We start from the raw sequence: 26203 nt of genomic DNA on the forward strand, positions 1-26203 counted from the left end.
CAGAAAATTCAGCAATTTTCCAGTTGCTATATCAATAAAACAGGTAAAATGGCACGAGTCTAAAGAATTAATTTAGTTTCTACAATGATCATTTAGAGAGTATTTCCAGTGTTTCTTAATGTTTATGCAGGTTAAGTAAAAAAAATGAGAAGAAGAACGGAGGAAAGGCATGGATGAAATTTCCTGTTCTGAGATATATCAATATATTTTTTTGTTTCATCGACATAATGGTTTTGATGTGTTTTGTAAGGGTTTTATTTATTTTGATGAATGAACAAATTATCTAAATATACTTAAGTGAACATTTCGAGACTATAAACTTTTGAAATGGGGTCGATATAGACTTTGACAGGAAATCTTCCATTGAAAGGATTGATAGTATATGACTGTACGAGCAAACAACCTCGTTCAGAACTGGTTTCCGAGTGAGGACGGAAATGCAGCAGAGCGTAAAGAACTCATCAAATTGATGGAGCAGATTGTTTCAGGGGTCGATCACCTGAAAGATCCGAACCGTGCTCACCTAAAGGGTGAAAAGAATCGTGAGGAGGATTTTTATCAAAAGCTCACTGAAACAAGTCAAATTCCGGTGAACGGCCAACAAGCGGAACTTGTGAATGAAGAATTACTGAAGCTTTTACATAACCATCCTTACCACACAAAGTATTTCTTCACGAACATTTTGCCGATGGCAAGTACACCAGGAATTCTAGGCATGCTGACGGCGATGCTGGTAAATGGAAACAACCTATGGGATGTGTATGGACCAGCAGGAGCGGAAGCTGAGGTCAGAGTGGTCTCAATGATGTCTAAGCTCATCGGATATGATCCAAGTGTGAGCGGGGGATATACAACATGGGGAGGTCAAGGAGCCATTTTCTCAGGACTGCGTTTAGCGATTGCAAAAGTTGCGCCGGAGTCACTGCGAAAAGGAGTTCCGCAAAACCTTTATGCGTTTTGTTCTGATGCGGCACATTACAGCTTATTTAAGTCAATGGAAGCAACAGGACTAGGCACAGACAACTTGATCAGAATTAAGACGAATAAAGATCATTCGATGGATATGGAAGATTTGCGTTGTCAAATGGAACGTGTTGCACAAAATGGCGGAATTCCCGTTTATATTGTCGCAACAACCGGAACAACAGATGCCATTGCAATTGATGATGTAAAAGGGGTACGTGAAACAGCAGAAGCCATTGCTGAGGAGTATGGTCTAAAGGTGCCGCATATTCATGCAGATTCAGCGCTCGGCGGATTCTTTGCTTTCTTTAATGAGTATGATCTAGCTGAAAACCCGCTGCAATTCACAGACGGTGTTCTTCGTATGCTAAAAGAAATCAAAGCGAAATTCCAGCATCTTTCTCTTGCTGACACGATGTGCTTTGACTTTCAAAAGCTCGGCCAAACACCTTACACATCTAGTTTATTCTTAGTGAAAAACGCAGCAGACCTAAAGCGTTTAGATCTGGAAGAACAAGAGACACCATACGTTGGTCATAGAGGCTACGGCGAATACCATACGGGTTATACACTGGAATGCTCAAGAATGGGAAGCTCAATTAGTATGCTGAGTGTGCTGTTAACGTTTGGGATTGAAGGCTACCAGCGCTTGCTCGGTCAATTCTTAGAGGTGAACCTTGCCTTCAGAGAAGCACTCAGTCAAGAAATTCCGCAAGCAGAAGTCGTGAATGATGACAACGTCGGAATGGCTACATTATTTAGAATTTACCTAGATGGCTCACCGCGCTTTCAAGAAGAAATTTCAGGCGAAGCGACGGCAATGGAAATTGAGCGGAACAATGAATTGAACAAAATGCTGTTTGAAAAGCTTGGAGAGAAACGAGACGAAATGTTCTTTGGGGATACAACGAAGTTTTTACTTGTAAATGCAAAAGAAGGACAAGAATTCTATCTAAGTGTTAGTAAGTTTTTTGTCATCTCACCTTATACGTTACCAGAGCATATCCCACATATCGTATCTTATTTAAAAGATGTGATCGCATCTGTTTGTGGACAATTTGAACATGTACATGCTTAAATCAAATCTGAGAGTGGAGATGTAGGAAAAAATGGCGAAACAAAGGAAATTTGGAGGATACACGATATCCTCTAAAATCATGTCAGTCGTTGTCGTAACATTACTAGCAACCGTTGCACTATTCGTTCTAACATTTTATCTAGTAAGCCAGGATTTATCATCCCAGCTATTAAAGCAATTTGATTATCGATTAACAACAGATATTGATACAGCGAAGAAAGAGATCGATCATCTGGATGGAAACGTCCTTGGTGTTAGCGGGAAAGATGATCCCCTTTATGTGGAGGTCAAAAAGAAATTCACAGAGCTTCAAGAAGATCATACGCTTGAGAACTTATATGTGCTTTCTAATAAAGGCGGCAAAGAAAGAATAATTATCTTAACCGGAGAAGAAAATGATTTTGATCAAGATTATGTCTTTTCAGATGAGATGAAACAAGCGCTCTCTGAAGATAAAATGGTCAAAAGTGATATTTACAAAGATTCATTTGGTACACATAAATCAGTCTTTTTGCCAATCAAGGATTCAGGCGGTGAGCTGACAGGGATTTTAGGGATTGATTTAGATGCATCTGTCGTGCCTGAAACAACGAAGAAGCTGACGATCTACATTACAGTGGCATCTGCCATTGTGCTCATCGGTGGATTACTCTTCTCATTCTTTATGGGAAGAAGAATTGCGAAACCAGCACGTTCATTGATGGAATCAGCGAACCGAATTGCTGACGGTGATTTAACTGGTATGGTAGAGGTTGAAAGTAAAGACGAGATCGGCCAGCTTGCCGCATCCTTCCAAAAGATGCAGGGACGGATTAAAGAGCTCATTTCGAAAATCTCAAACTCATCTAGTGAAGTGTCGAAAATGTCTTCACAGCTTCGTACGGTGACGACCGAATCGAGTCAAAGTGCGCAGCAAGTATCAGAAGCTATGACGAATATGAGTGAAGGAATCAATGATTCTGTCGCAAATATTACGGATTGTACGACATCCGTTGCTGAGATCGATACTCAAATCGAAGGCGTCACCAAAGAAGTTGATGAAATGAAATCTGTTTCATCTGACGTACAAGAGCAATCAGAATCTGGTCAAAAATTAGTCAACCATGTGCTTGATCATCTGAATATGCTACATGATAAGATGACCAACTCAAAGCAGGCAGCAGAAGAATTACAATCTCATTCAACGGAGATTGAAAGTGTCATCTCGATTATTACGGACATTTCAGCCCAAACGAATCTGCTTGCACTGAATGCTTCAATTGAAGCGGCACGTGTTGGAGAAGAAGGAAAAGGGTTTGCTGTTGTGGCAGATGAGGTGCGCAAGTTAGCTGAGCAATCAGCGGATGCGGCTAAAACCGTTTCAGACCTCGTCATTGGTACACAGGAAAACAGTCAGCGCGTTCTTGAAAGCGTAGAGGAAAGCAGTAAAGCAGTGGAAGAAGGACGTGAGCAAATGGAAGGCACGTCACAAAACTTCGCATTGATTTACGACGGTGTGTCTCAGTTTTCAAGAAGAACGAACAATTTGCTTGCTTCTATTAAGCAAGTTGAGCAAGCATATCAAACGATTTCTACATCGATTGAGCAAATTTCTGTTGTATCGGAAGAACATGCAGCCAGCTCTCAAGAAGTAGCGGCAGCAACAGAACAGCAAAGTGCTGGAATGCAGCAAATTTCAAGTGCGATTGAACAGCTATCTGATATGTCAGAGGACTTAGCACAGATGGTTTCTACTTTCAAAATCGACAATAAATAACGAGAAAGGGCTAAAATGATTTTGATTTTAGCCCTTTGTCTTATGTTCAGTGTAGCTGAAGCTGACTCTTGTGAGAGAGTCAGCTTTTTTGCTATGCTTAATCAAATCGTTTCAGACGAAAGGAGAACGCCATGGATTTTGCACAGAGATTATCAGAAGAACGGATTAAAAAAGCGATGGATAACGGGGCTTTTGATGGTTTATCTGGCTTTGGCAAACCTCTGCCTAAAGATGACGCTGCTCATGTGCCTGAAGAACTAAGAATGGGCTACCGGATGATGAAAAATGCTGGCTTTGCTGGGGAAGAAACAGCATTGAAAAAAGAACTCATGACCGTCAAAGAGCTGCTTCACTCCAGTATAGACGGAGAGGAAAGAAAAAAGCTTTCTCTCATATGTGAAGAAAAACAAAAACGACTGGATGAACTCACATCTAAGCGCCAAACTTTTGCCCGTCCAGCCTCCTCCTTTTATAAAAACAGGGTCTACGAAAAATTAACGGAGCATAAAAAAAGATGATGACACGAAGCCTCTCCTGAGCACATTGAGAGGGCTTTTTTTATGAAAGCGCTACATTTTGTTGTTGACTACATGTATATACAAATATAAAATAAGACTCAAACATGTATATACAAGTTTTTTGGTTCTTTTTTCTTATAAAAAACGATCTCGGAGGGGATAGCATGGCTGATTACCAGGCAGCAGCAGATCAGATTGTGAAAGCCATCGGCGGCAAAGAAAATATTGATCAAGCGACACATTGTGTGACAAGGCTGCGCTTTGTACTGAAGGATGAAGGAAAGGTTGATGAGAAAGCACTTGAACAAATAGAAGAAGTGAAGGGATCTTTCTCAGCGAACGGTCAATACCAAGTGGTGATTGGCCAAGGAGTCGTCAATCGGGTATATGCCGAAATGGTGAAACAGACAGGGATTGGAGAAGCCACAAAAGAGGACGTGAAGCGTGCCTCTGATCAAAAATTAAATCCATTGCAGCGTGCTGTGAAAACGCTTGCGGATATTTTTATTCCGATTCTTCCTGCCATTGTCACCGCCGGTTTATTAATGGGGATTAATAATATTTTAACAGCTCCTGATATTTTCTTTGATCAAAAATCGATTGTAGATGTGTATCCGGCATGGGCAGATTTAGCGAATATGATCAACTTGATTGCAGGCACTGCCTTCACATTCCTGCCCGCATTAATCGGCTGGTCAGCCGTGAAACGGTTTGGGGGAAATCCGCTTTTAGGGATGGTCCTTGGACTCATGCTCGTACACCCAGATTTATTAAATGCGTGGGGCTATGGAGCGGCTGAAAAGTCCGGTGAGATTCCTGTCTGGAATTTGTTTGGACTTGAAGTGCAAAAGGTAGGCTATCAAGGACAGGTCCTTCCGATACTCGTTGCCTCGTATTTATTAGCGAAGCTCGAATTGTTTATCACAAAACGGACACCTGAAAGCATCCAGCTATTAGTGGTTGCACCGATTACGTTATTAGTCATTGGCTTTTTATCCTTTATCGTCATCGGACCGATTACATTTGCAATCGGTAACGTGTTAACATCTGGACTTGTCGCTGTATTCCAGCAGTTCGCAGCACTAGGCGGTCTATTATATGGCGGTTTGTATGCGGCGTTAGTCATTACAGGAATGCATCATACGTTCCTCGCTGTTGATATTCAATTAATTAATTCAAAACTGCATGGCACGTTTCTATGGCCAATGCTCGCACTGTCTAATATTGCACAAGGATCAGCCGCACTTGCGATGATGTTTGTATTGAAAGATGAAAAGCAAAAGGGTCTCTCGCTCACATCAAGTATTTCCGCTTACTTAGGAATTACCGAGCCAGCGATGTTTGGCGTCAACTTGCGCTACCGGTTCCCATTTATTTTTGCACTCATTAGCTCTGGTTTAGCTGGTATGTTTATCGCCTCTCAAGGGGTGCTGGCAAGCTCAGTTGGTGTTGGAGGCATTCCAGGAATCTTCTCTATTATCCCGAAATATTGGGGCGCATTTGCGATAGGGATGGTCATTGTTCTCATCGTCCCATTCATCGGAACCCTTTTGTATGCAAAGCTAAAAAAGAAGAAAGATGTTTCACAAGAACTTAACTAGTGGTGGTGGATGAAATTGAAACAACAAACAAACGAACCGTGGTGGAAAAAAGCGGTGGTTTACCAAATTTATCCGAAGAGCTTTTTAGATACAACGGGCTCAGGTACAGGCGATATCAATGGGGTGACAAAAAAGCTCGATTATATCAAACAGCTTGGGGCGGATTGTATTTGGCTCACGCCAATGTATGAGTCCCCGCAGCATGACAACGGCTATGATATTAGTGATTATACAAAAATCCATGACATGTACGGCACAATGGCAGATTTTGAACACATGCTGAAGGAAGCCCATGATCGAGGCATACGAGTCATCATGGATTTAGCCGTCAATCATACATCCATTTTCCATGAGTGGTTTCAAGCATCTCGCGAGTCAAAGGATAATCCTTATCGAGATTATTATATTTGGAAGGAGCCTAAAGCGGACGGATCTCCGCCAAATGATTGGCAGTCAAAATTTGGCGGTCCAGCATGGGAGCTAGATGAAGAAACAGGAGAGTATTATCTTCATTTATACGATGTCACCCAAGCGGATCTTAATTGGGAGAAGGATGAGGTTCGCAGGCAAGTATACGACATCATGCATTTTTGGTTTGAAAAAGGAATTGATGGATTCAGGCTGGATGTCATCAACAACATCTCAAAGGATCAACGCTTTTTAGATGACGCGGGACAATCTGTACAAGGAGACGGCCGAATGTATTATACGGATGGCCCAAGAATTCATGAGTTTCTGCACGAAATGAACCAAGAGGTTTTTTCGAAATATGACAGCATGACAGTTGGAGAAATGTCTTCAACGAATATCGCAGACTGTATTCGGTATACAAGACCGGATCGGCAGGAGCTGGATATGACGTTTAATTTCCATCATTTAAAGGTCGATTATCCAAACGGAGAAAAATGGGCCCTCGCACCATTTGATTTTCAGGAATTGAAGTCGACTCTATCTGAGTGGCAGACGAAAATGCATGAGGGCGGCGGCTGGAATGCGCTCTTCTGGTGCAATCATGATCAGCCGCGTATCGTCTCAAGATACGGTGATGATGAAACGTACCATCAGCAATCAGCGAAGATGCTGGCGACCACCATTCATCTCATGCAAGGGACGCCATATATTTATCAAGGGGAAGAGATTGGCATGAAGAATCCTCAGTTTGAGGACATCTCGTCTTACCGCGATATTGAATCACTCAATATGTATGAAGCCATGCTTGAAAAAGGAAAATCAAAGGAAGAAGCGCTCGCCATTTTACAGGTCAAATCAAGAGATAATGCGAGAACACCGATGCAGTGGACCTCAGAAAAGAACGCTGGTTTCTCAAAAGGAACACCATGGATTGAGCCAGCCAATAACGACATTTCGGTCCAAGCTTCATTAAAAGACAAGACGTCTATTTTCTACCACTATCAAGCCCTTTGCAAGCTGCGTAAAGAACTTGACGTGATCACATATGGAAGCTTCACCTTACTCTTAGCAGATGACCCGAAGGTTTTTGCTTATGTGAGAGAAAGCGGTGAGGAGAAGCTTCTTGTGATCAATCACTTTTACGCAGGAGAGACGGATTTTACGCTTCCTGATGAGCTTGTGCAGGCTGTAGATGAGATGGAAGGGCAAGTGCTGTTATCCAATTATGAGGATGTGCCGGCAGATATGAAGGGATTTACGTTGCGTCCATATGAGTCAATCGTTTATCATTTAACCAAACGCTAGAAAATGGGGCGGAGGGAAAATGAAAGAGAATAAGTTTCGAGTGATTTATGATCAGCTCGCAAAACGAATTGAACAAGGTGAATGGCAGGATAAAGGCATTCTGCCATCAGAGCATGAGCTGTCCTTGATGTATGACACATCCCGTGAGACGGTAAGAAAGGCATTAAATATCCTTGTGCAAAATGGCTATATCCAAAAAATCCGCGGCAAAGGCTCTGTCTTGCTGAATCGAGAGAAAATGCAATTCCCAGTCTCAGGTCTTGTCAGCTTTAAAGAACTTTCCCAAACGCTTGGCCGAAAGACCGTTACGACGGTTCACGAATTTGGTTTAATCAAACCGGATCAGTATATTCAGTCTCAGCTGAAAATTAGTGGGCAGGAGGATGTCTGGGAAGTCATTCGATCTCGTAATATTAGCGGAGAAGAAGTGATTTTAGACAAGGATTACTTTTTGCAAAAGCATGTGTCAGTCTTGTCGAAAGACATATGCGAAGGATCCATCTACGAGTATATTGAAGGAGAGCTCGGTGTATCAATTAGCTATGCCCAAAAGGAATTTGTGGTAGAGCCATGTACAGAAGAGGACGCCAAGTATCTTGATTTGAACGGGTTTGACCATGTCGTCGTCGTGAAGAATTACGTGTTCTTAGAGGATACAAGTTTATTTCAATACACTGAAAGCCGTCACCGATTAGACCGCTTCAGATTCGTCGATTTTGCAAGAAGAGAAAAAGTGGACAGAGCATAGGCTCTGTCCTTTTTCAGGTTTTGGGAAAAGTAGACGACAAATAGATCACCATTTTCAGGAGGAAAGATGATGAGATTAAATAGACCATTAAAATTACGGGATTTAGAAATTTTCAGCGTGATGAAAGATCAGCAGATTTTATGTTATGTCATCATTGAAGATACGCGAAAACCGTTTACGGAAGAAGACAGAAGGCTATAGCCATTATGTTATATGGATGAGGAAGATATACAAGCGATATTGAATGTTTTTCATATTTCCATTATCAATGATGAAAAATTAAGTGAAGAGGATTTAACGATGGTAAAAGGTTTTTTTGCTGATTTTGTAAATCATACGAACTTAACGAATTTTATTATAAGAGATTATGTTCAAGAGGATTTATATGCCGTCGATGATGAAGATGACATCACGTTCTTTAATAGAATGCTGCGTCATATAGGGTCAGATGATGTGAAAGAATTTGATAAGCGCAATTGGATTTATTTATCCCAAGATTGAGATGAAAAAAGGACAGAGCATAGGCTCTGTCCTTTTCTTTTAGGATGAAACATTTTTTCTTGTACGCTTGCGCTGGTAGTAATATAGGATACCTCCTGAGGCAAGCATGAGTACGCCAATCAATACAGCTGTATACATCATTGTGGCTGTATTCGGCAGTGTGCCGCCTGGGAGGCCGGTTCCATCTTGGTTTGGATCTGTGCCTCCGCCTGGTGCTGTTGTTCCGCCGTCTCCGCCAGTTTGATCTGGGGTTGTTCCAGCTGCCTCGCTTTGGTTGAGGACGGTATATTCGCTGAAGTGCTCAGTTTGACCTAATACGACTCCGTTTTCAAATGATCCATTACTTGTTTTGGTGTAACGATTTTTCTTGCGATCCACATAATACACACTAGGTTTTTTCGCTTTTTGCGGCTCGTCTAGTGTAAAGGATAGTGTGACCGGGTCTTTAAAGGTCGAAACCTTTTTCTTGTCTTGTTTGATTTGGAAATCATACGTATCCGTTAATGCGTTTTTCACTTTATCCGTTTTTGTCATCCATATATCTGCGTTTTTCTCGGACAAATTTGAGAGCGGTAATGCGAGTCCCACTTTGTCATGATAGATGGTGACGTTTGGATCTTGCTCTCTTTTCTTCAGCTCGGCTACTTGTGCTTTTGATAGAGACAATTGAACGTTTTTCGCTTTGCTTGCTTTGTCTAAATAAAGCAATGCTTTGTTTGTATGCTGCACATATGTTTGGAATTTCTCATCATCTTGAATGTCATAAGCGCCTTTTCCTTTCACGCGAGGAAGGAACACTTCTTTCACCCTGTGATCGATGACAGGCGAAATCTTCCCATCTGCCTTCTCAATTTGCTCTTTGAAGATTTCATAGTCGACATACCCTAAGTCTTCGCCGTGAGAGGCTTCTGTGAAGACGCTGTAGCCGTCGCCGCCTGTGCCGACAAATGCGTTTGTAGCTACGCGGTATGTTTTCTCATCATCAATGTCTGTCAGTTGACCCTTTTGGTCTTTCAGTTTCACATCAATCAGTCTGCTGCCAGCTGGTTTACTGAGTGTAAACGTATATTCAATGCCAGCTACATGAGGGAATGCGCCTCCGCCTTCCTCAATGCCTGACAGCCCCTGTTCGAGTGCTTTTTTAATTTGACTGCCTTTTAAATCTGCGACATAAAGGGTATTTCCGAAAGGCATCACTGTTAAAATATCACCTAAAGTGATATCACCTTTTTCGATGCTTCCACGAATACCGCCGCCGTTTGTGATGGCAAGGTCAGCTCCAGCAGATTCTTGCGCTTTCTGCAGCATGCCGTCAGCAATAAAGTTCCCAAGATTCGTTTCCTTCGCACGGACATGCTCACGCTGGCCATCTAAAAGGACATCTGTATGGCCGACTTTTTCTGTTTTTAAATCTTGAATATCTGCTTTGTATCCATCAAGGATCGCTTTTGCCTCTGCATCTTCTTTGACAGAGTCATCAATCGGGATTAGGTCAAAAGAAGATTCTTTTGGCTGGACGACACCTTTTTTGTCAAAGGCCACGTCTACTTTTCCTAAAAATTGTCCGTAATCTTTGACTTGAGCGACGATCGTAGGTTCTTTTTTCTTGATAACCTTTAATTTTTCGACAAGGGTGTGTGTGTGACCGCCAATGATTAAATCAATTCCGTCTACTTTTTGAGCGAGCTCAAGATCACGGTTGTAGCCAATGTGTGTTAACGCAATGATTTTATTGATTTTTTCTTTTGTTTGAATGGTGTTGACTGTTTCTTTTGCTTTCTTGTACGCATCTTTAAATTGAATGTTAGGGCCGCTGCTGGATGTAATGGCTGTGTCTTCAGTCGTTAAACCGAATACGGCGACCTTTTCACCGTTTACATCGAGCAGGATGTAAGGGTAAATTCCGGCTTCTTTTTTCTCACCAGCTTTAAATGAGGCTGGTTTTTTCATTAAGTTACTCAATTGTTTTTCCTTCGAGACATCCACGTTTGATGACACGACCGGGAATTGAGGCTTTTCAAATTGATGACGGTTTTTCGGATCGACATCTGATGCATCACCTGTCAGGAATTGACGGAGTACAGAAGGACCTTTGTCAAATTCATGATTACCAAACGTCATGGCATCGTATTTCATTAAGTTCATCAATTTTAGATCGGCAAGTCCTTGCCACTTTGTGAAGTACAGGTCACCAGAGAAGACATCTCCAGCGTCTAATAGTATATTGTTCTTATTTTCAGCACGGATTTCTTTAATCTTTGTTGCGCGTCTTGCCGCATCATCAAGGTGTGCGTGTGTATCGTTCGTATGCATCACTGTTAAATTCCAGTTATCTGATGAAGGCGGTTCTGTTGTGCCATCGTCTTTAAAGGCTAGCTTGTACACACCAAGACCATCTGTGCTTGCGTTACGAATAAAGTCTACGCTGCTTGATTTCTCAGCAAACGGTTTGGCTAAAAGAGAAGATTCAAAAGTGACGGTTGCGCCTTTGATCGGTGCAATCGACCAGTTTTGATCTGCACTTGGGTTGATCGTTTTTTGTTCGATAATATAATCCATCAGTACTTGGCGGTTCTCATCTGCTGAGGCAAGCACTACTTTATCTTGCGTCAAATGAGGGAAGCCTCCGCCGCCAGAAGCACGATAGTTATTTGTTACGACTAAAAATTCTTGATTGTCAGAGACGGGTTTCCCGTTGTAAGACAGGTTTTTGATGCGGTTGGCATTGGCGTTGAGAAGTGTGCCTGTTGTGCTGTATTTAGCAGGCTGCGTCACATCGACTTGGTATGTCACGCCATCAATCACATCAAAGTTATACGAGCGGTATTCCTCGTTTAAAATCGGCTGTTCCTTTGCATCGTTCGGTTTGATCTGATTAAACTGGCCGGCAGACATTTCTAACCAGTCTTTCACTTCACTGCCTTTCAGTTTCACAATCTGCACAGTGTTATCGTAAAGGTAGAGATCGCCGATGTTCTTAATCGCTAAATCTCCTTTTGCGATATTTGTATAATAGTTTACACCGTTTCGGCCGCCGGCTTTAAACGGAGCACCTGCAGATAAAATCGGTAAATTTTGATACGATGTGTCCTTCATTTTTTCTTGTGCATACCATTTTTGGGCATCTGTCACAATTTGAATCGAAGGGTCATCCATCACTTGAGCGAAAAAGCTGTTAATGTCTGCTTCTGTTTTGCCAACAGGCTTTCTCACGTAATCAAGTGTGTTTTGATGCGTTGTTTGAATGGCATCTTTTACAGTGCTGTTTTGAGATGATACTCCGGCAACAGATTCGATCTTGCCTGTTCCGTCTGTGACCTTCCAGTTGCCTCCATCAGGCTCTAGTGTTAAATCAATGACTCCGAGGTAGCTGCCCCAGTTTTTTGACATGACGACTGGGATGCCGTTGATGGTTCCTTTTGAGACATTGAATTTGTCGACGCCGTTATATTCAGCGCTTGGGAATGTGCCATGCTGGTGGCCTGATACAATGGCATCGATGCCTTTTGTTTTCGTGGCAAGGTCAAAGATCATATTTTCTGATCCTTTAGGTGAAGCGGTTTTTTCAATTCCTGTATGAGCAAGAGCGACAATGACATCTGCGCCTTTCTCTTTCATTTCAGGAATGGTCTCATTGGCAGATTCGACGATGTCCTGCACTTGGACTTGTCCATCTAAATGCTTCTTATCCCACGTCATAATTTGTGGTGGAACGAATCCTATGTAACCAACTTTCACAGTTTGTGAGGCTCCGCTTGCATCTTTAAAGGTTTTATCTTGGATCACATAAGGTGTAAAACGGTGTTCTCCATTTAGCTTTTTGACGTTCGCATTAACAATCGGGAAATTGGCGCCCGCAATGGTACCGTCAAGGAAGGATAATCCGTAGTTAAATTCATGATTGCCAAGTGTTCCTGCATCGTATTTTAGTTTGTTGAGTGTATGAATAATAGGGTGAACCTTTGTTTGATTGATGATGCTGTCTTTCTCATTTTTGTAAACGTATTCTCCAAGAGGGGTTCCTTGAATCAGGTCTCCGTTATCAACAAGGAGTGTATTTGGATTTTGTGAGCGGTGCTTGTCAATGAGCTCGGCTGTTTTTGCCAAACCAAATTCATTTGTCTCTTTGTCGCTGTAATAATCATAATTCATCATGTTCGCATGAACATCGGTTGTGGCTAAGATACTGACCTTTACGGCTTTGCCGTTTTCTGTTTCTGCATGAGTAGGTACTGCTGGGAGAATGAGACTAATCATCATAATGGAAGTGAGCAGAATAGACAGGTTTTTCCTTCGTTTAGACCTATGTGCTTGCTTCTTCACCTGATCTCCGCCTTTCTAATTTTTTTGACCACAATACCTATTGTAGAAATGTTTCGTTAACTTTTGTAGTTATTTTTTGAAGATTATTGTAAAGATAACATAAATCATACGAATTACCTTGTTAAGGGAATGTGAATGAGTCTAAATACTCATTTTTATCATAAGGGGTTTTCTGATAGGGATAGGATGTTTGATTTCAACATGCCCGGGTATAGTGTGTAGTGTAAACGATAATCAAGCAGGAGGGTTTCTACATGGGTAAGAAAATTGCAGTTGTATTAACAGATTACTTTGAGGATGTTGAATTCACCGAGCCTGCAAAAGCCTTTAAAGATGCAGGTCATGAGTTGACAGTCATTGAAAATGAAAAAGGAAAAACAGTGAAAGGGAAGCAAGGAGATGCAGAAGTGAGAGTGGATGCGTCTATTGACAACGTGAAGCCTGAAGACTTCGATGCACTTCTCATTCCTGGCGGTTTCTCACCAGATATTCTGCGTGCAGATGATCGTTACGTCCAATTCACTAAAGCATTTATGGATGAGAAAAAACCAGTATTTGCGATCTGTCACGGACCGCAATTGCTCATTACAGCGAAGACGCTTGAAGGAAGAGGCGCGACTGGCTATACATCCATCAAAGTCGATATGGAAAACGCAGGCGCTAAATTTAAAGACGAAGAAGTCGTCGTTTGTCAGGATCAGCTTGTGACAAGCCGTACACCTGATGACATTCCAGCCTTTAACCGTGAATCATTAAAACTGCTTGAGAAATAAAATCGCAGTTGTAAAGCCAGCACCTTGCGGGGTGCTGGCTTTTTGTGTGCATGATGTAAGAAAACTGCGTGTAGACCATAAAAACAGTTTCCTTTTTCACCATTATTTTCTTAAGTTTTTTAGCTCGCTTGCGATGGCTTGCATTTCACTTGGGCTGAATGAAGATTTTTTCATCACCATTTGGTGAAGAAATTCAATATCTTCGTACTTGTCTGGACTGAAGTCCTCTGCTTTGATGACTCCAATGTTCAGCATATTTAACTTTTGCGAAATGTCTTCAATCAGCTGATTGACTTCAGCCGCTTTTTGCTCTGACAAGGGCGGCACGTCCTTTCCTGCATATGTGTCGAATAATATGTCTATTTTAACAGAAATGCAAAAGAATAAAAGGGCTATTAAGATGACACAGAGATGTTTTTCTCCTTTTTCTCCTGCTTAATCTTAACAATGATTCGTTTGGATTCAAATACGACAACCCCTGATAAACCGATGAGCCCGATTAAGTTTGGAATCGCCATCAGTCCATTTAGCATATCTGCCACACCCCAGACGAAGTCATTTTTAAACACAGCACCAAAAAAGACAGCCATCACAAACACGATACGATAATACATGACGTACGAATCCTTCGCCAAATATGTAAAGCATTTTTCGCCATAATAGGACCAGCCAATGATGGTGGAATAGGCAAACAAGAGCAGCCCGATTGCCACAATGGTTGAGCCAGCTGGACCGAGGAAGTGAGCAAAGGATAACGAGGTCAGCGCATCACTTTTCACTGTTAAATACATATCTGCCATGACAATGGTAATGCCAGTGATAGAACAAACAATGATTGTATCAATAAACACTTGCGTCATAGAGACGAGAGCTTGACGGGCAGGCATATCCGTTTTCGCAGCCGCAGCCGCAATTGGTGCTGACCCCAGACCTGCTTCATTGGAAAATACACCACGTGCCACACCCCAGCGAATGACAGTCCCAATTGCACCACCTGCCACGGCTTGACCGGTAAAGGCATCTGAGAAAATAAGACCGACTGCGCCTGGAACAAGGTCAGCATTCATAACAAGAATGATCAGACCGCAAATGACGTAAAATAAAGCCATGACCGGTACAAAAATAGATGTGACCCGTCCAATGCTTTTAATTCCGCCTAAAATCACAAGTGCTGTAAAAGCTGTAATAATGATACCTGTTACCCATGTTGGAATTTGAAAAGTAGAATTCATAACGCCTGAGATGGAATTAGACTGTACCAGGTTGCCGATCCCAAAGGCAGCACTGGCACCGAAAACAGCAAATAGCACCCCTAGCCATTTCTGCTTTAACCCGTGCTCTAAATAATACATAGGTCCGCCAGACATTTCGCCTTTTTCGTTTTTGACCCTGTATTTCACAGCAAGAACAGCTTCGGCAAATTTGGTGGCCATCCCGAAAAATGCAGCAAACCACATCCAGAATACTGCACCAGGACCACCCGCTATAACAGCCGAGGCCACACCTACGATATTTCCTGTACCGACAGTTGCAGCGAGAGCCGTCATTAATGCTTGGAAATGGGAAATATCTCCTTCTGACATTTTGTCTTGTTTTGAAAAAGCGAGCTTTAAAGAATAAGGAAGTAATCTAATTTGAATGAAGAGAACGCGAAAGGTGAGGTATATTCCAGTACCAACAATTAAAATCAACAGGGGAGGCCCCCACAAAAAATTGTTCATCGTTGTGACAAACTGCTCAATTATTCCCATCTAATATCCCCCTTTGTTTGTGTAATTCTCCTAAAGTTTCTCCTGTTTTTGTGTATTTTGTCAATGGCGATGAGAGCTTTTCTTGCAAAGTTTCCAAAAGAAAAGGGAGTTGATATGATAGAGAAAAGGTTTTCGAAAAGAACTCTTAGGGAAAAGATAGGAGGAGAATGAAGGATGATTCATGTGTTATTCGTGTGTCTTGGCAATATTTGCAGGTCACCGATGGCAGAGGCCATGTTTAGAAAAAAAGTAGAAGATGAGGGGCTTAGCGAGCACTTTGTGATTGATTCAGCAGGTATTGGCGGATGGCATCAAGGCAGTCCCCCGCATGAAGGAACGCGAAAGCTGCTTGATGAAAAAGGCATCAGCTATGAAGGAATGTCCGCAAGACAAATCATGGATGAAGACATCACAACATACGACTATATCATTGCGATGGATGCTGAAAATGTAGGGGCACTGCGCAGTATAGCCGGCTATGGGAAACATCACTTTATTGGCCGTCTTCTTGATTTTGTAGAAGACGACGATCGAGATGATGTGCCAGATCCTTATTACACTGGGAACTTTGAGGAAGTCCATGAATTAATTGAAACAGGAATTGACCGTTTTTTGACGTATGTAAAGAAAGAGAACCACCTTTAACTGAAAGGAGATCAGACGAGATGGAAGAAAAAAATCAAATCGTGCTCCGAGGAGCTCTCTTAGGTGCCGCTTGCGGCGCATTGCTGACTTTATTTCATCGACCAACAAGAATTGCACTCAAAGACAAATGGAATGACTGCCAGCAAAAGCTGGATGAGTACCGTCAGGAGCCAGGCAGAATATCAGCTTGCATGAAAGAAAAGATGGAAGAAACGAAGCAGCTGATGCGAACAGTCTCAGATGATTTGTCATTTTTAAATGAACAGGTCAATCAGTTAAAGGAAACAACCCCAAGGGTATTAGAAATTATTGAAGAAACAAAGGATCACTTTCAATCGAAACAGACAGATTGATCATTGGAGATGAGGCGTATGGGTTTTATTAAAGCGTTAATTGAACGCTTTTTGCTGCATGAAGGACCGGCAAAATCTGCTGAGCTTGCCTATTTCTTTTTGCTTTCATTATTTCCGTTTCTCATCTTCGTACTGACACTCGTTGGGTATTTGCCGCTGACGTCAAAGGATGTCCTGAGCGTCATTTCTGGTTATGCGCCAGAAGGAGCGCTATCGATGATTGAATCCATCGCCGAACAGACGCTGAATAATCGGAACGGCGGGTTATTGTCGTTCGGGATTATTGCCGCGCTTTGGTCAGCATCTAACGGCATTAATGCCGTCGTTAGAGCATTTAACCATGCTTACGAAGTTGAGGAGAATCGTTCCTTCATTCTCGTACGTTTAACATCGATCATTTTAACGATTGCGATGGTTTTGACCATTATTTTTGCCCTGATGCTGCCTGTCTTTGGCAAAGAACTTGGTTTATTCGTCGCTAAATTAGTTGGGAAGTCAGATGCCTTTCTCACTGTATGGACTGCGATGAGATGGATCATTAGCCCGCTCATTTTATTGATTGTTTTTACATCCTTATACTATTTTGCTCCAAACATCAGGCTGAAATTAAAATTTGTTCTGCCAGGCGCCATTTTTGCATCGATTGGATGGATTTTGGTGAGCATGCTGTTCTCATTTTACGTAGGCGAGTTTGCCAACTACAGTGCGATGTACGGAAGCATTGGGGGAATCATTATTTTAATGATTTGGTTTTATTTAACCGGCATCATGATTATCCTTGGCGGCGAGCTCAATGCGCTTTTACATAAGCGTAAAATCGTACCAGGCAAACTATAATGAAATCCGGGCATCCTAAAGAAGAACGATCAAGTTCAAACTGAATGGATGGGGGAAATCACATATGTCCAAACAATCAAAAAAAGGCGGAAGCAATACGAAACAAAATAAAGGCCATCAACCTAAGAACAAAACAAGCGGCAGTGCGAACGGACAAAATGGATATCATTAAATGAAAAAAAACTCCTCTGCATGGGTGCAGAGGAGTTTTTATTTAGAAATGGCTTCATTGGAGTTTTCAAGAACTGCCGCCGTCCGTCCGAATCGAACGCAGAAAAACACGAATAATATCACGATGCTGACAAGGTAAAGTAAATTCATACCTTCAAACGTTTGCACAAAGATTCCACCGAGAACAGGACCGAGAATACTTCCCGCACTAAACGCCATCCCGCACATCAAATTTCCAGCAGGCAGCAGATGCTTTGGCAATAAGTCGGTCATATAGCTGATGCCAAGTGAGAAGGTAGAGCCTACAGCCATTCCGGCAATAAAGAAACAAATCGCAACAGCCAAAACGGATTGAATGAATATTCCTGCTAGTAGAAAAAAGAAAGATCCAACGAGTGTGACACATAAAATGATGCGGCGCCTGCCAAACCTGTCGCTGAGCATCCCAAGAGGAAGCTGAAAGACAATGCTCCCAATGGCAAACGCAGGTAAAATAAACGCAACCGCATCTACTGTCACCCCGCTTCTTAGCGCATATACAGGGAAGTTACTATTAAGCGTCGTTTCTAAAAATCCATAGCAAAACGGCATCATAAAGGCGACCCAGCCAAATTGAAAGGCTTTCTTAAAGCGCTTTAAACTGTTTGTCTGCTCTGACGTCTGCACTTCGCCCGTATCTGGATATGTATTTTTCAAAACAAAAACAAGCAGCCAAATACATAAACTAACGGCACCAGAAACAATGAAAGGTAAAGATGGGTTGATTTCAATGAGTGGTGTTAAAAAAGGTCCAGCGGCAAAACCGAGTCCAAAGGATAACCCATACAATGAAATATTTCGCCCGCGATTTCTCGATGACGACGCATAGGTCACCCAAGTCTGTGTAGAGAAATGCAGCATATGATCACCAATCCCGATCATAAGCCGCAGGAAGAACCAGACAACATAAGATTCAAAAAACACAAAGCTGAACAAGCTTAAAAAGACAGCAGCGCCTCCAATGACAATTAACGGCTTAAACCCAAACCGGCGAAGGGGCGCTTCCATAAATGGAGAAGCTAGCAGCACGCCGAGATATAAGCCTGTGGCATGCAGTCCGTTTAACGTAGGAGAAGTCCCGGCATGTTCAAAAATAATCGAAATGACAGGAAGTAACGCTCCCTGCGAAAAACCTGATACAGATACAAGTAAAATTAAAATCATAAAGTGAATTCTCGACATAAGAAGCTCCTTACAAGTTCATATTTTCATCGTACAATGGAACCATAGGGGTTTCAATAGAAAGGTGGAAAAGGAATGAAACTGAGATACGAAACGGATCGGTGGATTGCACATATTGAGGACAGGCAGCTGACTATTTCAGGAACAGAAGAAATGGGGTACCGTCCATCTCAATTGTTCACCTCAGCCATTGCAGGCTGCTTTGGAGAAATACTCATTCATGTGTGCCGTAAAAAGCGAATATCCTATGAAGGGCTGACGATCACACCTGAAACGACAAGGGCAGGAGCTGTAAACAAGATTTCCAGCATTCATTTACATATCTTATTTGAAGACATTAATACATCTGATGAACAAATCGATAAAGTGATCACCCTTGCATTGAAGCATTGCTCTATGGTGCAGTCCGTGAAAGGAAGTATTGATATCACCTTCTCACACGCGCGAATCTAAAATGTATATGATGCCGGCACTCACGAAAGAATAACAGTCAGACATATGTAAAGGAGAATGGCTGTATGAATCGTTTGTTTCTTGTGATTGTCGCAATTGGTGTACCGCTATCGGTGATTGGCAGTTTTCTTCATTTTCCGCAGGTTATCATGTTTGCTGTGTATTGTATCGCAATTATTGGTCTTGCTAGTTTTATGGGAAGAGCCACAGAAAGTCTTGCCATCATAGCGGGCCCCAGAATTGGCGGGCTTTTAAACGCCACATTTGGAAATGCGGTGGAGTTAATTATTTCGTTTTTTGCATTAAAGCAAGGACTGACAGCCATCGTCCTTGCATCATTAACTGGATCAGTGATCGGAAACTTACTGCTTGTGGCGGGGCTGTCTTTTTTCGTTGGCGGTTTAAAATATAAGCGCCAAGTGTTCAATGTCCACGATGCAAGGCACAACTCAGGCTTGCTCATGTTTGCCATTATTGTGGCGTTTGTCATTCCAGAAGTGTTTTCGGTGGAGATGGCAGAGAATAAACAGTTTGTTTTAAGCATTGGGATCAGTATTGTCATGATTTTGCTTTATGTCGCGGCGCTCTATTTCAAACTGGTCAGCCACCGCGGGGTGTATGTTGCTAAGCAGGAGAGCATGGAAGGCGAAGCAGAAACGGAAGAAGAAACACCTGAATGGTCTGGAAAGTTTGCGACTTTGATTTTGCTGCTTGCAACGATGGCCGTTGCGTACATTTCAGAGCGCCTCGTCCATACATTTGATACGGTAGGGAAGCAATTTGGCTGGAGTGAGCTGTTTATCGGAGTCATTATTGTGGCCATCGTCGGCAATGCCGCAGAACATGCCTCTGCTGTTATCATGGCGTATAAAAACAAAATGGATGTCGCAGTGGAAATCGCTTTTGGTTCCACGCTTCAGGTGGCGATGATGGTGGCACCAATCCTTGTCATCAGCTCGCTTTTTTTCAATACCCAAATGCCGCTCATTTTCTCCTTACCAGAGCTGATTGCCATGGCGTCCGCTGTATTACTTACAGTCATTTTATCTAATGACGGAGATACCAATTGGTTTGAAGGCGCCACATTACTTGCTGCCTATTTCATTATGGCGATTGGATTTTTCCTTTTATAATCTTTTGTGGATAAGGGACGACTTTGCGGAAAATACTATGGAAAAATGAATGAGAAAGAGTGATGATATGAAAAAGATGCCCCGCATCATGTTTGTTGTTCTCTTATCCTTAAGTTTTCTATACAGTTTTCCAGCGGAGGCGGCGAAACCATTTAAGGTGCCATCGTCTGTCGCTAGTATTTCTAAGGAGAATACGTATCCGAATGCGTCACAGGATCAGCCATTGCTCCAGCCGAGCGAGTTGACAGCCGAATTGTTTAAAACAACAGATGTGCCGATTGAGAATACTCATTTGATCAAAATGCTGAATGAATCCAGTATTTCAGGGACGCCATTAGCTATTGGTTACCGTGCGACCATTTTCCTTGGAAGATGGGCACTGAGCTACGATTCAAACGAAACGGTGGCCAACTGGGAATACAAAAAAGTGAATACAAATCACATTGATAACAGAGGCGGCAACAAAACAGCCATTGGCAAGTACGTTCAAAAGCAGCAAGTCAAAGTGAGCGGCGGGCTCACAGCAAAGGTGCCAAGCCCAGAAGATGTAAAAACATTGATGATGCAAAAAGCCATTCAAAAGACAAAGCTGCCCCTCGCTTTTGACACCGTGATTGGCGCAGGAACAAAGCGAGATCAGTCATACCACGTCTCTCCGAAAAAAGCAGCTTCGCTTCATGCTTATGCACCAGCGATTAACGAAAAAGGGAAGGTGACATACGGAGAAGTGTACCTTGTGCTTAAAGGAAATAAACGCAAACTCGTCGTGAAAAACGTGACCTCACAAGGAATCGGTGCTTGGATTCCTGTGCAGGATCACCTGACGTTTGGGTTTCAAGGGATGAATTAACATAGTAAAACCCCCTCTTTCACTATAGAAGAGGGGGTTTAATTTGTCGTAAGTTATTAATGTCAGGCGTGATATTTTAAAAGCTCCACCAATCATTAATCCATTGATAAACAATATGTATACACTAGATAAACTTAAGATACGCTTTTCCTAATTTGAATATAAAGTTTTGCTTTCAAAAGATATGATGAGTTTTAAATAAAAAAGCCATAACATAAGTTTATTTAAATAAACTTATGTTATGGCAAAATTCCCTTTTATTCCCCTAAATCCACATTATGATAAACCTGCTGCACGTCTTCAAGCTCTTCTAATACATCGATTAGTTTCTCGAATTGTTCTTTAGATTCATCATCTAATGTCACTTCATTTTGAGGAAGCATTGTGATTTCAGCGACAGTGAATTCTTCTACGCCCGCTTGTTTGAATGCTTCTTGTACTTGATGGAATTGATCTGGTTCAGCGTACACAATCACTGTTTCATCTTCTTCCATGATGTCACGTACATCAACGTCTGCTTCCATTAAAAGCTCAAGCGTTTCTTCTTCATTTTTTCCTTCGACACCGATGACAGCTGTTTGGTCAAACATGTAGGCAACAGAGCCGCTTACGCCCATGTTTCCACCATTTTTTCCGAAAGCCGCACGAACATCTGACGCTGTGCGGTTCACGTTATTGGTGAGGGCATCAACGATCACCATTGATCCGTTTGGACCAAATCCTTCGTAGCGCAGCTCATCGAAATTCTCTTCCGCACCGCCTTTGGCTTTTTCAATGGCACGGTCCACGATGTGTTTTGGGACACTATATGTTTTTGCACGTTCTAGGACAAAACGAAGTGCTTGGTTTGATTCTGGGTTTGGCTCACCTTGTTTGGCAGCCACATAGATTTCACGCCCGAATTTTGCGTAAATACGACTTGTACTGGCATCCTTTGATGCTTTCTTTTCTTTAATGTTGTTCCACTTACGACCCATCTTATTCACTCTCTTTCACTTAGAAAATACACAGTATGAGGGTCCCCATGCTGCATGAAATCAATCTATTTTCTATTATACATGAATTAGTCAAGAGGATAGAAGTTAGAGGGGCTGACTGAAGAGATTTCTTAGCTGATGTGTCCAAGCTGTTCAAACGTTTCATGTTTTTCATGAGCCCGCGTCAGTTCATCGCATCGAATGATCTTTCCATCTAATAACGTGAAAAGAGCCATGACATCAATAAAACCCCTGTCTCCGCTTGCGAGTTCCACATGTACCGTGTAACGAAAACACCCTTGCTGCGCCTCTTCATCAAATAACACATCATGAAAAGCGGGGATCTCAAGCTGTTTTGTCAATCCTTTTAATGTGGATAGATGCTTTTTAAACTCATCAAGTGTCGAAACCTCTCCATCTGTCACTTGCTGATATTCAGGTGAAAAATATGCCTCCACTTTTTCTATATTGAATTTGGTTAACACCTCTTCATACATCTCTTTAATAAATGATAGCGCCTCTTTTTTTGTCATGAATCAACATCCTTTCTTTTTGTTAATCGGTTAACTATATTTCATTATAGTTAACTAGTTAACAAAAAACAATCAAAAAAATAACCCCATCACAAATGAGGTTATTTTGCAGGCTGGGGATAGACGAGATCTTCAAGCAATTTGACATCATGCTGATGAAGTTGTTTGATCATTTCTTTTCGGACAGCGAGGGCAGCATCGAAGTATTTTTCGTCTTCGACCATTCCTTTCACTGTGATCTCAATCCCGCGGTTCAGCTTGTTCAGACCCATAATGCCATGAACTTGAAACGGTTCGATGGCATGCTGGAATTCATCTTTTTTGAGAAAATCATGGTGCATTTGATTTAAATTGTCGCAGGCCGTTTCGAGTGCTTGAAAGGCTGTGTCTGGGTTTTGATTCGCACTAATTAATACAGACTCCGTAATCCGCATGTAGTGCATGTTATAGTTTTGGATTTGCCGGATGTCTCCGTTAGAAATGGTTAACAGCTTGCCGCTCCATTCTCTAATTTGCAGAGATCGGAGACCAATTTCTTCAATCGTTCCATTAAAGAGGTTATTCACTGTCACATAATCCCCTTTATGAATTTGACGTTCATAGATGAGAAAAATGCCTGCTAAAATATCGCGAATCAGCGTCTGGGCGCCAAAACCGATGACGATCCCAGCCACACCAGCACCTGCAAGAATTTTTCCGAAATCATGAAAGAAGAGAGAAATGACATACAATACAAAGCAAATCGAAGCGGTGTATTTTGAAACAGATTTGACCAAGCTCTCGATCGTTTTTTTCTTCTTGTCTTCTATAAACTCTGTTCGTTTAAAGAACAATTGAAGCGCTTTGTTAATCAAAAAGACGGCAAGCCAAAGTACGAGTCCAACAAGGAGAATTTCAATGTATTTGTTCTTGACTACTGTTAGAAAAGTATCGTCCATCTATCGGTTACCCCCTGGCTGTACGAGAAGTAAAATCAACATCTTGATAATAGCTGTTTTTCACAAGAACATTCGGACCAAGGCATTGTACGCTTGGACAATGACAATTCAGCTCTTTTGCTAATTTTGTGTCCATCCAGCGAGTATACGCGGATTGCAATGTATCAGTAGCAATATTTCCTAGCGGCGGTGTGTCACCAAAGTCTGTCACAATAATATTCCCATCAAAAATATTCACATTCAGCCGTGAGCGTCCATCAGGGTCATTTCGTACCGTGACATGTTTCTCCTGACGCAATCGTTTGAGGAGGCGCTGGTCTTCTTCATCTGTGCTGCAAGAATAAAATGGCAGGGTGCCAAACAGCATCCATGTGTCTTGATCACGAATATCAAGCAGTTGATGAATCGCATCACGCATTTGCGGAAGCGTCAATGATTCAAGTGCGCTGGCAAAATCACTTGGGTACATCGGGTGAACTTCGTGGCGCTGGCATTTCATCTCCTCCACAATTTGCCGGTGGATGTGTTCAATATATGGAAGCGTACGCTTATTAAGCATGGTTTCAGCAGATACGGTCACACCTGCTTTGACAAGTGCCCGGCTATTTTCAATCATGCGGTTAAATAATTTCTCACGCTGCTCAAAGGTTGGTTTTCTGTCCATCATTGCAAAACCGACCGTTGCAAACTCTTCGACAGTTCCCCAGTTATGTGAGATGTGAAGGACATCTAAGTATGGAATAATTTCTTCATATCGCGCCAAATCAAGCGTTAAGTTTGAGTTGATCTGTGTACGGACGCCGCGTTCATGGGCATACTTTAATAAAGGGACGACATATTCCCGCACAGATTTGAGAGAAAGCATCGGCTCTCCGCCTGTAATACTGATTGAGCGCAGAAGCGGAACTTCATCTAAACGGCGAAGCAGTAAATCAAGCGGCAGTGCATTCGGGTCTTTAGGCTGCAAAGTATAGCCGACCGCGCAGTGCTCACATCTCATGTTACACAACGTCGTGGTTGTAAATTCAATATTTGTCAGCTTCATCTCTCCGTAGTCCTGCACATCTAGATAGGCTTCCCAAGGGTCATATGCAGGTGTAATCGGACGAAGTGCTGTTTTTTGGTTCATGGTATCTATCTCCTTTTCATTCGGGCAAACGTGGACCCGCCAACAGTTAATTTTAAGCCCCATCACCGTTATACGCAAGTGGGGTTTCATTGATTTACAAGGGAAAAAAAGATAAGCTAGAAACAAATGCTAAAGGGAGTGTATCTATGGGCAAGGCAGCAGACAGCAAAGAGCAGCAGGTTGATTATTTAAAGAACCGATTAGATATGTTTATGAATGTGATTGATTCATTAGATCCTGAATCAACAGATGTTGAGGATATAGACAGACTGATCCAGATGATTGACGACCTAGAAGCGAAATATGAACGGTTTAAAAATGATTGGAAGGAAGAATAGCTCGCACAGTGCGGGCTTTTTTCTTTAAATTGGCAGGTGAATCAGTGTATGAGTCTCGGTCTTATTCTGCACAATAGAAGAAAAACCGGGAAGTGACGTAAATGAAAAAATACATGCTCATCTGTTTATGTGCGCTTTTTGTATCTATGCCTCTCTCAGAAGCGGAAGCCGTGTCTAATCAGCCTGTCCATTGGGGATTTGCGAAAAGCAAAGAACATAAGCCAGCAGATGCGGGTAAAGAACTGAACGCCCTTTTAAAAAAGTATGATGCCTTCTATTTAGGAAACACGAAAAAGAAAGAGATCTATTTTACATTTGACAATGGCTATGAAAATGGGTACACGCCGAAGATCTTAGATGTGCTGAAAAAACATCAAGTACCAGGCACTTTCTTTGTGACAGGACACTTTGTTAAGGACCAGCCGGAGCTCGTCAAACGTATGGCGGAGGAAGGTCATATCATCGGCAACCATTCCTATCACCATCCAGATCTAACAACAAAGAGTACGAAAGAAATCAAAGAAGAGCTTGGGCGTGTCAATGAAGCCGTGTACAAAATCACTGGAAAACAAGACAACCTCTATCTTCGTCCGCCGCGCGGTGTATTCAGTGAAAGAGTGCTGAAGGAAACAAAAGAGCTCGGCTATCAAACCGTTTTTTGGTCAGTGGCGTTTGTGGACTGGCATATCCATCATCAAAAAGGAAAACAGTATGCTTACGATCAAATGATGAAACAGGCGCACCCAGGTGCCATTTACTTACTGCATACCGTCTCAAGGGACAATGCCGAGGCATTGGATGATGCCATCACGGCACTGAAAAAACAAGGTTATTCTTTTAAAAGCCTAGACGATCTCATGCTTGAAAAAGTATGGCATCTCCCTCAGCTATAGAAAA

General features: G+C 42.2%; 23 protein-coding genes and 1 pseudogene. 16 read left to right on the top strand and 8 right to left on the bottom strand.

What is annotated here, in order from left to right; genetic code table 11:
• Nucleotides 1-382: 382 nt before the first annotated feature.
• The 7 genes and pseudogenes from SB660_RS12070 (at nucleotide 383) to SB660_RS12100 (ending at nucleotide 8881) form a co-directional block, all read left to right on the top strand.
• Nucleotides 383-2041 carry a pyridoxal phosphate-dependent decarboxylase family protein gene (locus tag SB660_RS12070; protein ID WP_180309400.1) on the top strand — a complete coding sequence of 553 codons (1659 nt, stop codon included), beginning with the start codon at nucleotides 383-385 and terminating at the stop codon, nucleotides 2039-2041.
• A gap of 31 nt (nucleotides 2042-2072) precedes the next feature.
• On the top strand, nucleotides 2073-3797 hold the full coding sequence (locus SB660_RS12075; protein ID WP_410582738.1) for a methyl-accepting chemotaxis protein: 1725 nt from the start codon (nucleotides 2073-2075) through the stop codon (nucleotides 3795-3797).
• A 131-nt stretch (nucleotides 3798-3928) separates the two neighbouring features.
• Complete coding sequence (locus SB660_RS12080) at nucleotides 3929-4315, top strand: DnaJ family domain-containing protein (RefSeq protein ID WP_058015720.1); 387 nt, start codon at nucleotides 3929-3931, stop codon at nucleotides 4313-4315.
• Between the two features lie 164 nt (nucleotides 4316-4479).
• Nucleotides 4480-5916: a PTS system trehalose-specific EIIBC component gene (gene treP, locus SB660_RS12085; RefSeq protein ID WP_003213824.1), complete on the top strand. Its 1437-nt coding sequence runs from the start codon at nucleotides 4480-4482 to the stop codon at nucleotides 5914-5916.
• A 15-nt stretch (nucleotides 5917-5931) separates the two neighbouring features.
• Nucleotides 5932-7632: an alpha,alpha-phosphotrehalase gene (treC, locus tag SB660_RS12090; protein ID WP_410582741.1), complete on the top strand. Its 1701-nt coding sequence runs from the start codon at nucleotides 5932-5934 to the stop codon at nucleotides 7630-7632.
• Between the two features lie 19 nt (nucleotides 7633-7651).
• Entirely contained in the window at nucleotides 7652-8380 is a 729-nt protein-coding gene (gene treR, locus SB660_RS12095) for a trehalose operon repressor (RefSeq protein WP_012009259.1), read from the top strand.
• 66 nt (nucleotides 8381-8446) lie between these two features.
• Nucleotides 8447-8881 (top strand): annotated as a pseudogene (locus tag SB660_RS12100) (terpene synthase).
• A 39-nt stretch (nucleotides 8882-8920) separates the two neighbouring features.
• Here the strand turns inward: SB660_RS12100 and SB660_RS12105 are convergent.
• Nucleotides 8921-13204 (bottom strand): multifunctional 2',3'-cyclic-nucleotide 2'-phosphodiesterase/3'-nucleotidase/5'-nucleotidase, encoded by a 4284-nt coding sequence (locus SB660_RS12105; protein WP_410582743.1) that lies wholly within the window; start codon nucleotides 13202-13204, stop codon nucleotides 8921-8923.
• 254 nt (nucleotides 13205-13458) lie between these two features.
• Here SB660_RS12105 and SB660_RS12110 point away from each other — a divergent pair, with 254 nt between their 5' ends.
• Entirely contained in the window at nucleotides 13459-13977 is a 519-nt protein-coding gene (locus SB660_RS12110; protein WP_342498104.1) for a type 1 glutamine amidotransferase domain-containing protein, read from the top strand.
• 102 nt (nucleotides 13978-14079) lie between these two features.
• Here the strand turns inward: SB660_RS12110 and SB660_RS12115 are convergent, their stop codons facing one another.
• Nucleotides 14080-14295 (bottom strand): DUF1128 domain-containing protein, encoded by a 216-nt coding sequence (locus tag SB660_RS12115; RefSeq protein ID WP_003214000.1) that lies wholly within the window; start codon nucleotides 14293-14295, stop codon nucleotides 14080-14082.
• Between the two features lie 77 nt (nucleotides 14296-14372).
• Nucleotides 14373-15728: an alanine/glycine:cation symporter family protein gene (locus SB660_RS12120; protein WP_058015725.1), complete on the bottom strand. Its 1356-nt coding sequence runs from the start codon at nucleotides 15726-15728 to the stop codon at nucleotides 14373-14375.
• A 174-nt stretch (nucleotides 15729-15902) separates the two neighbouring features.
• Between SB660_RS12120 and SB660_RS12125 the strand changes: the two genes are divergently transcribed.
• Genes SB660_RS12125 through SB660_RS12135 form a run of 3 tightly spaced genes read left to right on the top strand, consistent with a single transcriptional unit; the run spans nucleotide 15903 to nucleotide 17563 of the window.
• Complete coding sequence (locus SB660_RS12125; protein ID WP_058015726.1) at nucleotides 15903-16373, top strand: low molecular weight protein-tyrosine-phosphatase; 471 nt, start codon at nucleotides 15903-15905, stop codon at nucleotides 16371-16373.
• A gap of 20 nt (nucleotides 16374-16393) precedes the next feature.
• Nucleotides 16394-16726, top strand: a complete 333-nt coding sequence (locus tag SB660_RS12130; protein WP_058015727.1) for a YtxH domain-containing protein — start codon at nucleotides 16394-16396, stop codon at nucleotides 16724-16726.
• An 18-nt stretch (nucleotides 16727-16744) separates the two neighbouring features.
• Nucleotides 16745-17563: a YihY/virulence factor BrkB family protein gene (locus tag SB660_RS12135; protein WP_144463014.1), complete on the top strand. Its 819-nt coding sequence runs from the start codon at nucleotides 16745-16747 to the stop codon at nucleotides 17561-17563.
• Between the two features lie 210 nt (nucleotides 17564-17773).
• On the opposite strand, the gene SB660_RS12140 is transcribed toward SB660_RS12135, so the two are convergent.
• Nucleotides 17774-18955 carry an MFS transporter gene (locus tag SB660_RS12140; RefSeq protein ID WP_012009266.1) on the bottom strand — a complete coding sequence of 394 codons (1182 nt, stop codon included), beginning with the start codon at nucleotides 18953-18955 and terminating at the stop codon, nucleotides 17774-17776.
• Nucleotides 18956-19030: 75 nt separating this feature from the next.
• Between SB660_RS12140 and SB660_RS12145 the strand changes: the two genes are divergently transcribed.
• From SB660_RS12145 to SB660_RS12155, 3 genes are all read left to right on the top strand, one after another.
• Nucleotides 19031-19408, top strand: coding sequence for an OsmC family protein (locus tag SB660_RS12145; protein WP_410582748.1), 378 nt, complete (start codon nucleotides 19031-19033; stop codon nucleotides 19406-19408).
• Nucleotides 19409-19473: 65 nt separating this feature from the next.
• Nucleotides 19474-20541: a calcium/proton exchanger gene (cax, locus tag SB660_RS12150; RefSeq protein WP_058015730.1), complete on the top strand. Its 1068-nt coding sequence runs from the start codon at nucleotides 19474-19476 to the stop codon at nucleotides 20539-20541.
• Between the two features lie 67 nt (nucleotides 20542-20608).
• Nucleotides 20609-21391: a YfkD family protein gene (locus SB660_RS12155; RefSeq protein WP_169057340.1), complete on the top strand. Its 783-nt coding sequence runs from the start codon at nucleotides 20609-20611 to the stop codon at nucleotides 21389-21391.
• Nucleotides 21392-21648: 257 nt separating this feature from the next.
• Here the strand turns inward: SB660_RS12155 and SB660_RS12160 are convergent, their stop codons facing one another.
• From SB660_RS12160 to yfkAB, 4 genes are all read right to left on the bottom strand, one after another.
• Nucleotides 21649-22368, bottom strand: coding sequence for a YebC/PmpR family DNA-binding transcriptional regulator (locus tag SB660_RS12160; protein ID WP_058015732.1), 720 nt, complete (start codon nucleotides 22366-22368; stop codon nucleotides 21649-21651).
• A gap of 131 nt (nucleotides 22369-22499) precedes the next feature.
• A complete protein-coding gene (locus SB660_RS12165; protein WP_180309391.1) occupies nucleotides 22500-22901 on the bottom strand; it encodes a nuclear transport factor 2 family protein in 402 nt (133 codons plus the stop codon).
• A 101-nt stretch (nucleotides 22902-23002) separates the two neighbouring features.
• A complete protein-coding gene (locus SB660_RS12170) occupies nucleotides 23003-23839 on the bottom strand; it encodes a mechanosensitive ion channel family protein (RefSeq protein ID WP_058015734.1) in 837 nt (278 codons plus the stop codon).
• Between the two features lie 7 nt (nucleotides 23840-23846).
• On the bottom strand, nucleotides 23847-24968 hold the full coding sequence (yfkAB, locus tag SB660_RS12175; RefSeq protein ID WP_050944782.1) for a radical SAM/CxCxxxxC motif protein YfkAB: 1122 nt from the start codon (nucleotides 24966-24968) through the stop codon (nucleotides 23847-23849).
• A gap of 146 nt (nucleotides 24969-25114) precedes the next feature.
• On the opposite strand from yfkAB, the gene SB660_RS12180 reads away from it, so the two are divergent.
• Both SB660_RS12180 and pdaA read left to right on the top strand, forming a co-directional pair.
• On the top strand, nucleotides 25115-25306 hold the full coding sequence (locus SB660_RS12180) for an SE1561 family protein (RefSeq protein WP_012009274.1): 192 nt from the start codon (nucleotides 25115-25117) through the stop codon (nucleotides 25304-25306).
• Between the two features lie 101 nt (nucleotides 25307-25407).
• Nucleotides 25408-26199, top strand: a complete 792-nt coding sequence (gene pdaA, locus SB660_RS12185; protein ID WP_061407100.1) for a delta-lactam-biosynthetic de-N-acetylase — start codon at nucleotides 25408-25410, stop codon at nucleotides 26197-26199.
• Nucleotides 26200-26203 lie beyond the last annotated feature (4 nt).

The organism is Bacillus sp. SIMBA_005, from assembly GCF_046535585.1.
GTDB classification, from domain to species: Bacteria; Bacillota; Bacilli; order Bacillales; family Bacillaceae; genus Bacillus; species Bacillus pumilus.

Excerpts from the sequence above, each read along its gene's own strand:
- SB660_RS12075 (WP_410582738.1), top strand. The coding sequence starts at position 2,073 with ATGGCGAAACAAAGGAAATTTGGAGGATACACGATATCCTCTAAAATC.
- SB660_RS12170 (WP_058015734.1), bottom strand. The coding sequence starts at position 23,839 with ATGGACGATACTTTTCTAACAGTAGTCAAGAACAAATACATTGAAATT.
- SB660_RS12140 (WP_012009266.1), bottom strand. The coding sequence starts at position 18,955 with ATGTCGAGAATTCACTTTATGATTTTAATTTTACTTGTATCTGTATCA.
- SB660_RS12135 (WP_144463014.1), top strand. The coding sequence starts at position 16,745 with ATGGGTTTTATTAAAGCGTTAATTGAACGCTTTTTGCTGCATGAAGGA.
- SB660_RS12125 (WP_058015726.1), top strand. The coding sequence starts at position 15,903 with ATGATTCATGTGTTATTCGTGTGTCTTGGCAATATTTGCAGGTCACCG.
- SB660_RS12155 (WP_169057340.1), top strand. The coding sequence starts at position 20,609 with ATGAAAAAGATGCCCCGCATCATGTTTGTTGTTCTCTTATCCTTAAGT.
- SB660_RS12180 (WP_012009274.1), top strand. The coding sequence starts at position 25,115 with ATGGGCAAGGCAGCAGACAGCAAAGAGCAGCAGGTTGATTATTTAAAG.
- SB660_RS12160 (WP_058015732.1), bottom strand. The coding sequence starts at position 22,368 with ATGGGTCGTAAGTGGAACAACATTAAAGAAAAGAAAGCATCAAAGGAT.
- SB660_RS12130 (WP_058015727.1), top strand. The coding sequence starts at position 16,394 with ATGGAAGAAAAAAATCAAATCGTGCTCCGAGGAGCTCTCTTAGGTGCC.
- treR (WP_012009259.1), top strand. The coding sequence starts at position 7,652 with ATGAAAGAGAATAAGTTTCGAGTGATTTATGATCAGCTCGCAAAACGA.
- pdaA (WP_061407100.1), top strand. The coding sequence starts at position 25,408 with ATGAAAAAATACATGCTCATCTGTTTATGTGCGCTTTTTGTATCTATG.
- SB660_RS12120 (WP_058015725.1), bottom strand. The coding sequence starts at position 15,728 with ATGGGAATAATTGAGCAGTTTGTCACAACGATGAACAATTTTTTGTGG.
- SB660_RS12145 (WP_410582748.1), top strand. The coding sequence starts at position 19,031 with ATGAAACTGAGATACGAAACGGATCGGTGGATTGCACATATTGAGGAC.
- SB660_RS12165 (WP_180309391.1), bottom strand. The coding sequence starts at position 22,901 with ATGACAAAAAAAGAGGCGCTATCATTTATTAAAGAGATGTATGAAGAG.
- yfkAB (WP_050944782.1), bottom strand. The coding sequence starts at position 24,968 with ATGAACCAAAAAACAGCACTTCGTCCGATTACACCTGCATATGACCCT.
- SB660_RS12110 (WP_342498104.1), top strand. The coding sequence starts at position 13,459 with ATGGGTAAGAAAATTGCAGTTGTATTAACAGATTACTTTGAGGATGTT.
- SB660_RS12080 (WP_058015720.1), top strand. The coding sequence starts at position 3,929 with ATGGATTTTGCACAGAGATTATCAGAAGAACGGATTAAAAAAGCGATG.
- SB660_RS12070 (WP_180309400.1), top strand. The coding sequence starts at position 383 with ATGACTGTACGAGCAAACAACCTCGTTCAGAACTGGTTTCCGAGTGAG.
- treP (WP_003213824.1), top strand. The coding sequence starts at position 4,480 with ATGGCTGATTACCAGGCAGCAGCAGATCAGATTGTGAAAGCCATCGGC.
- cax (WP_058015730.1), top strand. The coding sequence starts at position 19,474 with ATGAATCGTTTGTTTCTTGTGATTGTCGCAATTGGTGTACCGCTATCG.